Annotated in this window: 13 protein-coding genes and 2 pseudogenes; 14 read left to right on the top strand and 1 reads right to left on the bottom strand. The window is 37.3% G+C overall.

The window, feature by feature from the left end:
- Positions 1 to 7 precede the first annotated feature (7 nt).
- From FLP15_RS11860 to FLP15_RS11800, 14 genes and pseudogenes are all read left to right on the top strand, one after another.
- Positions 8 to 664 carry a helix-hairpin-helix domain-containing protein gene (locus FLP15_RS11860; RefSeq protein WP_142767279.1) on the top strand — a complete coding sequence of 219 codons (657 nt, stop codon included), beginning with the start codon at positions 8 to 10 and terminating at the stop codon, positions 662 to 664.
- Complete coding sequence (locus FLP15_RS11855) at positions 654 to 2888, top strand: DNA internalization-related competence protein ComEC/Rec2 (protein WP_425351480.1); 2235 nt, start codon at positions 654 to 656, stop codon at positions 2886 to 2888. Before FLP15_RS11860 ends, FLP15_RS11855 begins: the two co-directional genes overlap by 11 nt.
- Positions 2889 to 3300: 412 nt before the next feature.
- Positions 3301 to 4077, top strand: a complete 777-nt coding sequence (locus FLP15_RS11850) for an alpha/beta hydrolase (RefSeq protein ID WP_142767277.1) — start codon at positions 3301 to 3303, stop codon at positions 4075 to 4077.
- A 238-nt stretch (positions 4078 to 4315) separates the two neighbouring features.
- On the top strand, positions 4316 to 4522 hold the full coding sequence (locus tag FLP15_RS11845) for a F0F1 ATP synthase subunit C (protein WP_120772197.1): 207 nt from the start codon (positions 4316 to 4318) through the stop codon (positions 4520 to 4522).
- Positions 4523 to 4567: 45 nt separating this feature from the next.
- Entirely contained in the window at positions 4568 to 5281 is a 714-nt protein-coding gene (atpB, locus tag FLP15_RS11840) for a F0F1 ATP synthase subunit A (protein WP_120772196.1), read from the top strand.
- A gap of 14 nt (positions 5282 to 5295) precedes the next feature.
- Positions 5296 to 5802 carry a F0F1 ATP synthase subunit B gene (gene atpF, locus FLP15_RS11835; protein ID WP_142767276.1) on the top strand — a complete coding sequence of 169 codons (507 nt, stop codon included), beginning with the start codon at positions 5296 to 5298 and terminating at the stop codon, positions 5800 to 5802.
- Between the two features lie 67 nt (positions 5803 to 5869).
- Complete coding sequence (locus tag FLP15_RS11830; RefSeq protein ID WP_142767275.1) at positions 5870 to 6397, top strand: F0F1 ATP synthase subunit delta; 528 nt, start codon at positions 5870 to 5872, stop codon at positions 6395 to 6397.
- 14 nt (positions 6398 to 6411) lie between these two features.
- Positions 6412 to 7442, top strand: a pseudogene (atpA, locus tag FLP15_RS11825) (F0F1 ATP synthase subunit alpha); the annotation flags it as partial.
- A 90-nt stretch (positions 7443 to 7532) separates the two neighbouring features.
- Complete coding sequence (locus FLP15_RS13885; RefSeq protein WP_420844014.1) at positions 7533 to 7919, top strand: F0F1 ATP synthase subunit alpha; 387 nt, start codon at positions 7533 to 7535, stop codon at positions 7917 to 7919.
- Between the two features lie 12 nt (positions 7920 to 7931).
- Positions 7932 to 8800 (top strand): annotated as a pseudogene (locus FLP15_RS11820) (F0F1 ATP synthase subunit gamma).
- Positions 8801 to 8982: 182 nt separating this feature from the next.
- Entirely contained in the window at positions 8983 to 10392 is a 1410-nt protein-coding gene (atpD, locus tag FLP15_RS11815) for a F0F1 ATP synthase subunit beta (protein ID WP_120772192.1), read from the top strand.
- A 113-nt stretch (positions 10393 to 10505) separates the two neighbouring features.
- Complete coding sequence (locus FLP15_RS11810; protein ID WP_120772191.1) at positions 10506 to 10931, top strand: F0F1 ATP synthase subunit epsilon; 426 nt, start codon at positions 10506 to 10508, stop codon at positions 10929 to 10931.
- A gap of 120 nt (positions 10932 to 11051) precedes the next feature.
- The gene (locus tag FLP15_RS11805; protein WP_142767274.1) at positions 11052 to 11696 is read left to right on the top strand and encodes a hypothetical protein; all 645 of its coding nucleotides are present in this window, start codon (positions 11052 to 11054) and stop codon (positions 11694 to 11696) included.
- Between the two features lie 264 nt (positions 11697 to 11960).
- Positions 11961 to 13613 (top strand): L-type lectin family protein, encoded by a 1653-nt coding sequence (locus FLP15_RS11800; protein WP_223804645.1) that lies wholly within the window; start codon positions 11961 to 11963, stop codon positions 13611 to 13613.
- 130 nt (positions 13614 to 13743) lie between these two features.
- Here the strand turns inward: FLP15_RS11800 and FLP15_RS11795 are convergent, their stop codons facing one another.
- Positions 13744 to 14487 (bottom strand): amino acid ABC transporter ATP-binding protein, encoded by a 744-nt coding sequence (locus FLP15_RS11795; RefSeq protein ID WP_142767273.1) that lies wholly within the window; start codon positions 14485 to 14487, stop codon positions 13744 to 13746.
- Positions 14488 to 14589 lie beyond the last annotated feature (102 nt).

Below are 14589 nucleotides of genomic sequence, written 5' to 3'. Positions count from 1 at the left end.
ATCAAGTATGGAAAGAATAATCGAATTTATCAAAGAAAATTTGAAACTTGTGATTCTATCAGTTGTTGCACTGTTTGCTGGTGGAATCTTTTATTTTGTCAGTCATCCGAAAAGTACTGACAGCACAATGTCAGCAACAGCATTGAGTTCTGTCAGTGCTGACAAAACTTCTGTCAGTACATCAAATCATTTCTCAAAAGCGACAGAAATCGAGGTTGACCTCAAAGGAGCAGTTATGAAACCAAATGTCTATGATGTTTCGAGCGATATGCGTGTTGATGATTTGATTAAATTGGCTGGAGGTTTTACTACAAATGCAGATCAAAATCAGGTTAATTTAGCAGCAAAATTAAAAGATGAAGAGGTGGTGTATGTTCCTCAAAAGGGAGAAATGGCAAGCGGAGTATCTGCTGACAGCTCTGTCAGTACTGACGGAGTGGGAAATTCACTGACAACCACATCACAAACATCAAAAGTAAATATCAACACTGCCGATTTGACACAGCTTCAGACTTTGAACGGTATTGGTCAAAAGAAGGCGCAAGATATCATTGATTATCGTACTCAAAATGGTAATTTTCAATCAGTAGAAGACCTCGGAAATGTACCAGGTTTTGGCGACAAAACAATTGCAAAATTGAAAGATTCTATCTGTGTTGACTAAGTTTCCTTTGATATTTTTGGCATATTTAGCAGTTTTGCTTTATTATTGCATTTTTGATTTTAATTTAGTAATAGCACTAGTCTTTGCCTGCTCGCTTGGTATCGCATTATATAGAAAATATTTCCTGCTTTTTCCAGTTTTATTGGTGCTGACAGTTTTTTTCTTCATTGTCGCTACTGACAGCCATCAAAAAATGACAACACAAGCTCAAAACGTTTCCCAAACCAAGATTATTCCGGACAGTATTCAAGTAAATGGTGATTTACTTAGTTTTCAAGGAAATGAAGCTGGTGAAAAATATCAAGTTTATGACACACTCCAGTCAGAAAAAGAGAAAAAATTTTATGAGAATTTAAAACAAAATTGCACAATAAGTTTCACAGGAAACCTTGAAGTTCCAGAACGTCAAAGAAATTTTAATGGCTTTGATGAACAAAAATATCTTGCAACACAAGGGATTTACAGAGAAATCATCATTACATCTATCTCGAAAATCAAAACAAATCGAGTGCTTGACTTACATGTATTACGGAGAAGCGCAATTGTCTGGGTACAAAGTCATTTTCCCAAACCCATGTCAAACTACATGACAGGACTGCTTTTTGGGTATCTTGATAAAGATTTTGAGCAAATGGGTGATATTTATAGCTCACTTGGGATTATCCATTTATTTGCATTGTCAGGGATGCAAGTTAATTTTTTTATTGATGGCTTACGAAAAATATTGCTACGTTTGGGAATACGACGAGATATTGTGGATATCCTCCAAATTCCTTTTTCAATAATCTATGCTTTTTTGACAGGTTTATCAGTATCGATTCTTCGAGCGCTTTTTCAAAAAAACATTAAATTGACAGGCTTAGATAATATTGCTCTGACCACACTTATTTTAATGTTTGTAAGTCCCAAATTTTTACTGACAGCAGGTGGTCAGCTCACACTATTTTATGCATTTGCCATCAGTATGCTCTCTCATTTGTTCATAAGCAAAAAAGAATCACTGACAGAAAAAGTTCATTTGACGTCAAAGCTTAAACAAATGATTATCGCATCGTCAGCATTGAGCTTACTAGTACTTCCTGTACTCATCTTCAATTTTTATATTTTCCAGCCACTCTCTATTTTATTAACCATTGGCTTTGGGGTACTATTTGATTTGGTACTCCTTCCACTGTTACTGACAGCTTTTCTATTATCACTGACAGGATTAACGCTCAACCTAAACTGGATTTTTAAAACACTTGAAGCATTTATTCAGCTTGTAGACCGCCCTTTTCATTATCCGCTTATTTTGGGCAAGCCCAATGCAATACAACTCATACTCTTGTTGAGCATAACAGCTCTGTTGCTCGATTTTTGGACGCAGAAAAAGCTGCGCTGGCTCCTATTATCCAGCCTGTTCATTATATTTTTCATCTGCAAGAATCCAAGCCAGCCAACCATTACCGCAGTCGATGTCGGACAAGGAGATAGCATTTTTTTAAAGGACCGCTTTAATAAACAGACGATTCTGATTGATACAGGAGGAAGACTCAATATTCCAGAAAAAAGTTGGCAAAAAGCCCAAACAGAGTCAAATGCATCCAAAACACTCATCCCATACCTAGAATCCGAAGGAGTGAGTCAGATTGACCAGCTCATACTCACTCACACAGATGACGACCATGTCGGTGATTTTTTAAATCTTGCTGATAAAATAAAAATTAAAGAAGTATGGGTTAGCCCAGGAGAATTAACTTGTCCAGACTTTGTAGATAAATTAAAAAAAGCGAAAATTCCTATCCACCTCACTCAAGTTGGTGATGAAATTTCCATCTTTAACAGTCAACTTCAAGTTCTATCCAATGGTTATACAGGAAAAGGAGACAACAATGATTCTATAGTGACCTATGGTAATTTTTATGGGAAAAAGTTTTTGTTTACAGGTGATTTAGAACAAGATGGTGAAATGAAATTATTAAAAAACTATCCAGATTTAAAAGTTGATATTTTAAAAGCAGGTCATCACGGTAGTAAAACGAGTTCAAATCCAAAATTTATTAAACAAATTCAACCACAATTAGCGATTATATCAGTAGGAAAAAACAATCATTACGGACATCCTAATCAACAGACGCTAGATACTTTCAAAAAATATAAAGTAAAAAGTCTGAGAACAGACCAAAACGGTGCGATAAAACTCACTGAAATCAAAGGATTATGGCGAATTTCGACAGTAAGATAAAACCATTTGGAAAAGGGGCATAAATCCCCAATAATTTCGATAAAATGTTACAATAAAGGAAGCGTTTTACAACTACTAAAACGTTGAATTTATTATATAGAAAGGAACATCGGGTTTATACTGATTTAACTCTTATTAAGATTAAGCAACTCCAATTAAGCGAAGGTGAGGTAATCTATTTGAAAGTTAAACATTCTTAATACCGATGGGCACTAAAAAAGTTATTTAGAAATTTCAACACTGAATCTACATCAGCTCTACTTTAAAATTCATCGGATTTTACTAGCTGCTACTGCGATTGTACATAGTAACAAAGTTATTATGAGATTTCCAAAACAGCAGGTTGAATGGCAGTAGAAAGTGTTAAAGTAAGGTTTTTAAATACAATTCAAGTAAAAGTGTCGGGATAAATATGGCAATAATTAATCTTGAATACTATTCAGAAGTTCTTGGCATGAATCGCAATGTCAAAATTCTCTACCCTGAAGCCAGTAAAGTTGCTAGTTTTAAGAATACTGATATTCCTGTTCTTTATCTTCTTCATGGAATGAGTGGTAATGAAAACTCTTGGTTTGCGCGTACAGGACTGGATCGGCTTGTTCGTCATACAAATATCGCCATTGTTATGCCATCAACAGATTTGGGATTTTATGTCAATACGACTTATGGGATGAACTACTTCGATGGAATCGCAATTGAACTTCCTAAAGTTATTCAAAGTTTCTTTCCTAATCTCTCTACAAAGCGTGATAAGAACTTTATTGCAGGACTTTCAATGGGAGGATATGGAGCATTTAGATTGGGTCTTGGAACTAATCACTTTAGTCATGTTGCAAGTCTTTCTGGAGTCCTCACTTTTAATGGTATGGAAGGACGTTTTGAAGAAAACCCAGCGTATTGGGGAGGAATTTTTGGAACTTGGGAGCAGTTCAAGAACTCTGACAATGAAATTCTCGCTTTAGCAGCACGTAAACAGGAAGAAAAACCAAAACTTTATGTTTGGTGTGGTGAACAAGACGAGCTATTTTCAGGAAATGAATTTGCTGTTAGTGAGTTAAAGCGTTTTGGTTATGATACGACTTATGAAAAATCCGCTGGTACACACGACTGGTACTATTGGACAAAATATATCGAAGAAGTTCTAAAATGGCTTCCTATAAACTATGTCCAAGAAGAACGTTTAATCTAAAATCTTTAATGCTGTTAACAAAAATGAAAAATATATGTTAACATCTAACGATTCCCATAAAAAAGCGGATAATAAACACAGAATTTAAAACAATAAACGCTTTCAAAGACAAAAAAGATATAATTGATGAAAAACTATGAAAATTTCAAGCTAGTCTTTGACAAAAACTATGAATAGTAGTAGAATTTCTTAGTAAATGAAATTGCGAAAATCGCAAAATAGAAAAGAGGAACTTATAATGCATGGAGACATCGCAGCACTTGCTATTGGTACAGCAGCACTCGGCGCAGCTATTGGGGATGGTTTGATTGTATCAAGCTTTTTGAAATCAGTTGCACGCCAGCCAGAACTTGAAGGGAAACTTCGTGGTTCAATGTTCATGGGTATTGCCTTCGTTGAAGGTACATTCTTCATTGCCCTTGCTATGGCATTCCTTTTCCAATAAAATTTTCTAATATGGAAATTTTAAATACAGAAAGGAAGAACAAGTATGGAATCAACATGGACCTTTAATATCGGACCTATTCCATTCGACGGTACAGTCACAACGATGACTATCTTGACCGTCCTCATTGTCTTCGGTCTGGTATTCTGGGCGAGCCGCAAAATGCAGCTCAAACCAACAGGGAAACAAAATGTTCTTGAGTGGGTCGTTGATTTTGTCAACGGCATTTCTAAAGAGAATGTGGGCCCTTATGAAGCACCACGTTTTTCTCTCATGAACTTTACCCTATTTTCTTTCCTTCTTATTGCTAACTGCTTAGGCTTGATGACAAAAATTGATACACCAAGTGGTATTGCGCTTTGGAAATCACCAACAGCGAACTCAGCTGTGGATTTGACACTCGCAGTACTTGTAATCGTCCTTGCCAACTTGCTTGGGGTAGAAAAATTTGGTTTCAAAGGTTATCTCAAAGTTGCCTTCTGGAAAGAACCAAAATTTCTTCTTCCAATGAACATATTGGAAGAATTTACCAATGTTCTTTCGCTTGGACTCCGTCTTTATGGGAATATTTTTGCAGGTGAAATCATGCTTGGCTTGATTGCCGAAATGATTCATTCTAACATTTTTATCCTCCCAGTAGTTTGGATTTTGGCTATTGCATGGATTGGCTTTTCACTTTTCATCTCAGCCCTCCAAGCTTATGTATTTGTCCTTTTGACAAATCTTTACATTAGTCACAAAATTATAGCAGAACATTAAGAAAGGAGTAGAAATTGCCAACAACATTATTAGAAGCTGCTCCGAACACCGTTCTCGGTAACGTTATTGTCGTGAGTGGTGCATTTATCATCTTGCTGATTTTGCTCCGCGCTTTTGCATGGAAAGCAATCACTGGTGTCTTTGCTGCTCGTGCAAAGAAAATTTCAGATGATATTGATGCAGCGGAAGCTAACAACAAACAAGCAGCTGATTTAGTTAAACAAAGACAGGCAGAGCTTGCTGGTTCAAAAGAAGAAGCTGCTAACATCATTCAAGTTGCCAACGATACTGCCACCCAAAATCGTGCAAAAGTCCTTGCAACTGCGAATGAAGAAGCGACTAGCTTGAAAAAACGTGCAAAAGAAGATATTGAGCAAGAACGTAAAGAAGCCCTTAATTCAGTTAAAGGCGAAGTTGCCAATATCTCTGTTCAAATTGCAGAAAAGTTGATTGGACAATCACTTGATGCTACCGCACAATCAGAACTTATTGATAGCTACTTAGCGAAACTTGGCGAGTAAGGAGGCTGGACATGATTAAAATGAATGTTCAGATTGCGAATAAAAACTCGTATAGCGAGGTGATAGTATGACAAAAGTCAACTCTCAAAAATACAGTAAAGCCTTGCTTGAAGTCGCTCAAGAAAAAGAACAACTTGAAAATATTCTTACTGAAGTTAATGAAATGATTCAGTTGTTCGAAGAAAATAATTTGAATACTTTTTTTGCAAGTGAAGTCTATTCATACACTGTAAAATCTGAAGTTGTTGATACACTACTTCAATCTTCATCAGAATTAATTTCAAATTTTTTGAAAACAGTTCGTGCAAATGGACGATTATCAGATTTGACTGAGATTTTTGATGAAATCAAAAATATGGCAGATGATATGTTCAAAATTGCTGATGTTGAAGTAGTTTCAAGCGTTCAGCTTTCAGAACATCAAATTGAGAAGTTTGCAGAAATGACAAAAGCCAAATTTGACTTGAACGAAGTAAAAATTATTAATACAGTCGATGAAAAAATTCTTGGTGGTTTCATTGTGAACTCACGTGGAAAGATTATTGACGCTTCACTAAAAACACAACTGGCAAAAATCGCCGCTGAAATCTTATAGAAGGGAGCATATTTTTGGCAATTAAAGCTAATGAAATCAGCTCACTGATTAAAAAACAAATTGAAAATTTTACACCAGATTTTGAAGTTGCTGAAACTGGTGTCGTTACCTATGTTGGTGACGGTATCGCGCGTGCCTATGGCCTTGAAAATGCGATGAGCGGTGAGCTTGTTGAATTTTCTAATGGTGTACTTGGTATGGCGCAAAACTTGGATGCTACAGATGTTGGTATCATTGTACTTGGTGACTTCTTATCAATTCGTGAAGGAGACACTGTAAAACGTACAGGTAAAATCATGGAAATCCAAGTCGGTGAAGAACTTATTGGACGGGTTGTAAACCCACTTGGTCAACCCGTTGATGGACTCGGAGAAATCAATACAGGAAAGACTCGTCCTGTTGAAGCAAAAGCTCCAGGCGTTATGCAACGTAAATCAGTCTTTGAACCTCTTCAAACAGGACTCAAAGCCATTGATGCTCTTGTTCCAATTGGACGTGGACAACGTGAATTGATTATCGGTGACCGTCAAACTGGTAAAACATCAGTTGCAATTGATGCAATTTTGAACCAAAAAGGTCAAAATATGATTTGTATCTATGTTGCTATCGGTCAAAAAGAATCAACCGTTCGTACACAAGTCGAAACTTTACGTAAACTGGGTGCAATGGATTATACGATCGTCGTTACAGCCTCAGCTTCTCAACCTTCACCCTCCTTTATATTGCACCTTACGCTGGCGCTGCAATGGGTGAAGAATTCATGTATAACGGCAAACACGTATTGGTCGTTTATGATGACCTTTCAAAGCAAGCTGTAGCTTATCGTGAACTTTCTCTCTTGCTCCGCCGTCCACCAGGACGTGAAGCTTATCCAGGGGACGTTTTCTACTTGCATTCACGTTTACTTGAACGTGCTGCGAAACTCTCTGATGACCTTGGTGGTGGTTCTATGACAGCCTTACCGTTCATTGAAACACAAGCGGGGGATATTTCGGCTTACATCGCAACTAATGTTATCTCTATCACTGATGGACAAATTTTCCTTGAAAATGACTTGTTCTATTCAGGCGTACGTCCAGCCATTGATGCTGGTTCATCTGTGTCACGGGTCGGTGGTGCTGCGCAAATCAAAGCAATGAAGAAAGTTGCGGGTACACTTCGTTTGGACCTTGCATCATTCCGTGAACTTGAAGCATTTACTCAGTTTGGTTCTGACCTTGATGAAGCGACTCAAGCAAAATTAAATCGTGGCCGTCGTACAGTTGAAGTTTTGAAACAACCTTTGCATAAACCATTGGCTGTTGAAAAACAAGTGTTGATTCTTTATGCGCTGACACATGGTCATATTGATGACGTACCAGTTGATGACGTTCTTGATTTTGAAACTAAAATGTTTGATTTCTTCGATGCAAATTATGCAGAACTCTTGAACGTAATTACTGAAACTAAAGATTTGCCAGAAGAAGCAAAACTTGATGAAGCGATTAAAGCATTTAAAAACACAACAAATTACGTTAAATAAGGAGGCTAACTAATGGGAGCTTCACTTAACGAAATTAAAACTAAAATTGCTTCAACAAGGAAAACGAGTCAGATTACAGGTGCTATGCAAATGGTCTCTGCTGCAAAGTTGCAGAAGGCTGAATCACACGCAAAAGCTTTTCAAGTGTACGCGCAAAAAGTTCGTAAAATTACGACTGATTTAGTCTCTTCCGACAAAGGTCCTTCTAAAAATCCGATGATGATTAAACGCGAAGTCAAAAAGACGGGGTACCTTGTGATTACTTCTGACCGTGGCTTAGTTGGTGGTTATAATTCAAATATCTTGAAATCAGTGATGAATACTCTTCGAACTAAACACGCAAATGAATCTGAATATACGATTTTAGCATTGGGGGGACAGGTGCAGATTTCTTTAAGGCACGTGGAGTAAAAGTTTCTTATGAGCTTAGAGGTTTGTCTGATCAACCCACATTTGAAGAAGTTCGTGCAATTGTTACTGAAGCAGTGAGTGAGTATCAGGCAGAAGAGTTTGATGAACTCTATGTTTGCTATAACCACCATATCAACTCATTGACAAGCGATGCACGGATGGAAAAGATGTTACCTATCTCATTTGATAAGAAAGAGGGAGAAAAAAATTCTCTTGAAACTTTTGAGTTAGAACCTGACCGTGAAACAATTTTGAATCAACTACTACCACAATATGCAGAAAGCATGATATATGGTTCCATTGTTGATGCAAAAACTGCAGAACATGCTGCGGGCATGACCGCAATGCGTACTGCTACGGACAATGCCCACTCAGTAATCAATGATTTGACGATTCAATATAACCGAGCTCGTCAAGCGTCAATTACACAAGAAATTACGGAAATCGTTGCTGGTGCGGCAGCATTGTAAGTTTAGATTTCTATCAATACTTGATAAAAATCTATGAAAAAGAATTATTGTTTTGTCAGCATATTTTTGCAAATAAAACTAAAAAACTGAATAGAAATTCTACTGCTATGCTCTATCTCTTAGTCATCTACCTTAGGGATGTGAAGTATTCGTAATAGAAAATAAAAACAGGAGGAAAAACATTGAGTTCTGGTAAAATTACTCAGGTTATTGGTCCCGTCGTTGACGTGGAATTTGGCTTTGATGCTAAATTGCCTGAGATTAACAATGCCTTGATTGTCTATAAAGATGTCAATGGTGTAAAAACTAAAATTACGCTTGAAGTTGCTTTGGAACTTGGTGATGGTGCTGTTCGTACTATTGCAATGGAATCTACCGATGGCCTGACTCGTGGGCTTGAAGTCCTTGACACAGGTAAAGCTGTCAGCGTACCAGTTGGTGAGTCAACACTTGGACGTGTATTTAATGTCTTAGGTGATGTGATTGATGGCGGTGAACCTTTTGCAGAAGATGCAGAACGTAATCCAATCCATAAAAAAGCTCCAACATTTGATGAATTATCAACAGCAAATGAAATCCTTGTTACAGGGATTAAAGTTGTTGACCTGCTTGCCCCTTATCTTAAAGGTGGGAAAGTTGGACTTTTCGGTGGTGCCGGGGTTGGTAAAACCGTCCTTATTCAAGAATTGATTCACAATATCGCCCAAGAACATGGTGGAATTTCAGTATTTACAGGTGTTGGGGAACGTACTCGTGAAGGGAATGACCTTTACTGGGAAATGAAAGAATCAGGCGTTATCGAAAAAACTGCTATGGTCTTTGGTCAAATGAATGAGCCACCTGGAGCACGTATGCGTGTTGCTTTGACTGGACTTACACTTGCTGAATATTTCCGTGATGTGCAAGGTCAAGACGTGCTACTCTTTATTGATAATATTTTCCGCTTCACACAAGCAGGTTCAGAAGTTTCAGCCCTTTTGGGTCGTATGCCTTCTGCCGTTGGTTATCAACCTACACTTGCTACTGAAATGGGACAATTACAAGAACGCATTACTTCTACCAAGAAGGGTTCTGTTACCTCGATTCAAGCCATCTACGTTCCTGCCGATGACTATACTGACCCAGCACCAGCGACAGCTTTCGCCCATTTGGACTCTACGACAAACTTGGAACGTCGCTTGACTCAAATGGGGATTTATCCAGCCGTTGACCCACTTGCTTCATCATCACGTGCGCTTACACCTGAAATTGTCGGTGAAGAACACTATGAAGTAGCTATGGAGGTTCAACGTGTACTCCAACGTTATAAAGAATTACAAGACATTATCGCAATTCTTGGTATGGATGAGTTGTCAGATGATGAAAAAATCCTTGTTGGTCGCGCGCGTCGTATTCAGTTCTTCCTCTCACAAAACTTCCATGTGGCTGAACAATTTACAGGTCAACCTGGTTCTTATGTTCCAGTTGATAAGACTGTTCATGACTTCAAAGAAATTTTGGAAGGTAAGTATGACGAAATCCCTGAAGATGCTTTCCGGAGTGTAGGTCCAATTGAGGATGTACTCGAAAAAGCAAAATCAATGGGCTATTAATTCGATTATGTATGAATTGAAGATTATTAACGAATGATTTTGTAAGAAATTATTTGTGAATTAGTACACTTCAAGCATGATATTTTCATAGAAAAACTAATCGGAGGAATAAAATGTCTGAAAACATTATGACGCTTCAAGTTATTACTCCTGCTGGAATGGTCTATGACCACCATGCAATATATATTACTGCTAGAACAACCAATGGTGAAATTGGTATTTTACCTAATATGATTTCTACAATTGCAGGTTTGCAAATTGATGAGCTAAAAGTTCGACGTCCGGATGATGAGAAGCATGTGGATTATATTGCAGTAAATGGTGGAATCATTGAAATTAAAGATAGTTTAGTAACAATTGTTGCAGATTCCGCTGAGCGTAATCGTGACATTGATGTTTCCCGCGCAGAGCGTGCTAAGATACGTGCGGAAAAAGAACTTGAAGTTGCCAAAGCTGAGAAAAAATCAGATGAAATTAAGCGTGCAGAAGTTGCACTTCATCGTGCATTGAATCGCTTAAACGTCTCATCACACAAGTAATAAAAGACACCTAGAAGGTGTTTTTTATTTCGAGAAAATAAGATTGCAAAATAAAGACATTCATGTTAAAATTAAGAGAGTATTCTATATATGAAATTCTAAAAAATAGAGAGGGACGCCGTGATTCTTGATTATTGTCATCAGCTATTTGATGTACTAAAAAAGCTAGAAGAACTTTTAAATCGTGCAGATGAGCTGAAACAAGATTATGAACGCCGAGTTACTCAACAAATTGAGTGGCAAGCGATTTTTTTAGGAATTTTCATTTCATCGATTTTAATTGCCTGGTTTATGACGGGAAAGTCTGGTATGTTTGGAAGGCTGGCAGCAGAAACAGGCGCCACAGAAGTTTTTCTGAGGATGTTTTCAATTAGTTTTATTGCATTAGTATTGGGGAACGGTATACGTATTGGTTCTCAATGGCTATGGATGAGAAACTACCTGCCAATCGGGAAAAAAATGATTAGACGTTTTTTCTTGAAAAAATATCTAAAAAAAGAGGGCGAAATTGCGCAAAATCTAAGTCAAGTTTTGATGGCTAAGATTTTAGAGGAGCCTCAATTACCCGAAAAATATCTTAATACTCGAAGTTTGAATTATATCATTGATTGTTTAGAAGGCGAAGAAGTTAACAATTTGTCTGAAGCGATTAATTTATTGGAGTTAGAGTCACGAGATATACAGGTTCATGATTTAATCACAGTTGAAGAGAGTACCGTTCTTAGAGCGCGACAGCTAGTAAGCGACAGTCTAGTAATAAAATAATTTTAAAAGAAAGGATTCAAGTTTGAACAATAAGGTCAATTGCTCTAAAACAAATAACTTTTGCATGAAAAAGAAAATCAAACGTTGTTCAGAATTGATTCTCTTTGCTTTACTATGTGTTTGCCTGCTACCGTTTAACTTTTTGAATAATATTAGTTACAGAGCCGTTCAGGCAGATACTACGACTTCTCAACTCATTCCAGGTCAAAGCTTTGATACTGGTAATCATATATATCCATTAGATGCCAATATAAATTCAGAATTATGGACAAATATAGGTACAGCTCAAACGAATTCTACCTCCCCTTTTCAGTGAGTTTGGTAAATAATCAGTCAAAAGCTGCAGGCTATGCACTATTTAATGGTGCAATTGATATGTCTCGGACAGTTAGTTTTTCAGGAGTGTTTTCTTTACGTGCTCATTCTGGTACAAATCCATTTGCTGCAGGAGACTCATTGGGATTCATCTTGACACCAAAGTCTACAGATTTTATAGCGAATAACTTGAAAACAAATGTTAGTGCGGATGGAACTTCAAATGTTGTTGGGAAATATTTGGGTATTGGGGGCTTACCAGACTCAATCTTTGTAGGTAGAGATTTGTATCAAAACTCTGATGTAGATTTGGACGGAGCTGGTACAGAAAATGCAGCATCTAATAATATTGCAATTCGTCAGACGGATAGTAATGGAACGTTAATTACAAAAGACTATGCAACTGCTTCGGCACCTGATAGTGGTGCTACTGTTACTGAAAATATGGAAATAGAGTGGCAACCAGATTCTGTCAGTGCTGGCGAAAATACTGTGACGGGAGTGTTGACCTATACGATTTCGCCAGTAGGTGGAGGAAATGCTACATCACTTTCAGAAACGGTGTCTGTTAATCGTTCGATGTCACTTGGGATTATTGGAGCAACGGGTGGAAATTATGGAGCTCTGAGCTATTCAAGTGCTAATGGTGATTTTAATGCGTATAAAGGAACACAGAGTGTTCAGGTTAACTATCTTGAACAGGAAACAGGTCAATCTATAGTCAATGCTTTGCCTTCAACAATTTTAGCTAATGTGGGAGATAAACTTACAGTATTTGGTAAGCAGCTAAGAGATACTGTTGATGTAAACACCTATTCTTATCTTGCACCAGAAATTTCTGGCTATATATTTGTTTCTGCAAATCCAGTGGTTGTGGCGAACAATGATTCAGTGAATAATGTAATCAATGTTTATTATAAAAAGATGCCTATCGGGAAGGCACATTTTTCTTATCAATACGACTCTGATGTGACTGACCGTTCTGTTGTACTTCCTAGTATCGATGATACACAAGGTGAGGTAAATACTGCAGTTGCTATGCCCGAACTTCCTAATTTGTCAGTAAATTATTTTATATCAAAAGTAGTAACTGCTGATGGTCAGCAATATGCTACTTTAAAAGATGCACTCGCAGATGCGAAATACACAAATGAAGAGTTGCAGTTTACACTTATTGTTTCAAAAGTGGCTGCACCTGCGACAAGTGATAAAGGTTCAAATGAAGTGAACTCTAAAAAAGATATAAAGAATGAGCAAGCTAAACAGAAACCAAAAAAATCAACAACCGTAGCTGGACCAGAGAAAAAGCAAAGTACAAAAGAGAAACCAACTAAAGAAAACAATGAATCTAAGAGTAAATCTAAGGATATCAAGTTACCGCTGACACCACCGTTGGCACCATCAACTCTGAAACCTAAACTTCCTCGCTCATCAGATGCAGCAGCGATAAAAACTCTTGTTGAACAGTCGGAAGCTTCTGCACACAATTTGAAAGTAAAAGTGGCTGGGACAGCTGGATTATTTGCTGGTGGGGCAGTTGCTTTTGGAACACTTACAGGTCTAGGTAAGTTTGCTAAATTGTGGAAAATACTAAAAAAATAAAAACCAGTATTCTGGTTTTTTTGTTATGGTATCAAAAATATGGACGACTTTAAAGAATCTACTATAGATAGGTATAAGACTAATAAATAAAATATTCCTACCAGATTTTGGATAGGAATATTTTATTACCTTAAGCGTTAAGTACTTTGGATAAGAAATCTTGTAAGCGCGGATGTTTTGGATGGTCAAATAATTCTTCAGGTGTACCATCTTCAAGGATAACACCACCGTCTGTGAAAATAACACGATTGGCAACTTTTCGCGCAAATCCCATTTCATGAGTAACAATGAGCATTGTCATTCCATCTTCTGCAAGTTTTTGCATTACTGCAAGGACATCACCAACCATTTCAGGATCTAGTGCAGATGTTGGTTCATCAAAGAGCATAACATCAGGATTCATTGCGAGCGCTCGCGCGATAGCAACACGTTGTTTTTGACCGCCAGATAACATTTCGGGCATTGCATCTTTTTTGTCTAAAAGACCAACCGTTTCAAGCAATTTTAAAGCTTTTTCTTCGGCCTCATCTTTAGTTACCTTTTTTAGTTCAACAGGTGCATAAGTGATGTTTTGTATCACTGTCATATTAGGGAAAAGATTAAACTGTTGAAAAACCATCCCGATATTTTGCCGCACAAGATTAAGATTAGTATTTTTATCTGTCAGATTGAAACCGTCAACGATGATGTCGCCAGAAGTGGCTGCTTCAAGACCATTTAAAGTTCGTAAAAAAGTAGACTTTCCAGAACCTGAAGGACCGATGATACAGACAACATCACCCTTTTCAAATTTTGTGCTAATTCCTTTTAAGACTTCATTTTTCCCATAATATTTGTGAAGGTCAGTGACTTCGATTTGAGTATTAATTCCCATTTTTCCTCCGTGCTTCTTTTTTACAAGAAGATTTATTGGAAGATTGATTTTCTCACATCTGACAAAGTCAATCTTCTTATATGACTCATAAGTGCTTGAAGT

The sequence above is a fragment of the Lactococcus protaetiae genome (genome assembly GCF_006965445.1).
GTDB lineage: Bacteria > Bacillota > Bacilli > Lactobacillales > Streptococcaceae > Lactococcus > Lactococcus protaetiae.
Note: the sequence above shows the minus strand (reverse complement) of the source record. Positions and strands in the feature narration are given on the sequence as shown.